Genomic DNA, 368 nt, shown 5'->3' on the forward strand with positions numbered 1-368 from the left:
ACGTGGATGCGCCGGGTGACGAAGGGCCGAAGTCGACGCCGTTCGCCTTCAACGTGGACACCATTGCCCCGACGCAATCGACGGTGATTGTCGATGCGCAGGACGATGTCCAGCCGGTAGTTGGTGCAGTAGTCAACGGTGGTTACACCAACGACACCACGCCGAAGCTGGAAGGCACCATTTCCGATGTGCTGCAGGCCGGTGAGCGGGTTGTGGTACTGCGTGATGGCGCGGTGATTGGCACAGCCACGGTCGATGGCACAGGCACCCACTGGAGCTACGCAGATAGCGGTCTGGTGGATGGCAAGGCTTACACCTACACCGCTCGTGTGGAAGATGCCGCGGGCAACCGTGGTGCGATTTCAGCG

The 368-nt window shown here is 61.7% G+C and carries 1 protein-coding gene; it reads left to right on the forward strand.

Annotated elements, in window-relative coordinates:
* Positions 1-368, forward strand: a 368-nt coding sequence (locus tag A9513_RS36055; protein WP_255302859.1) for an Ig-like domain-containing protein, incomplete at both ends; no start/stop codon positions are given.

This window comes from Pseudomonas sp. AU12215, from assembly GCF_001675465.2.
Lineage (GTDB): Bacteria > Pseudomonadota > Gammaproteobacteria > Pseudomonadales > Pseudomonadaceae > Pseudomonas > Pseudomonas nitroreducens.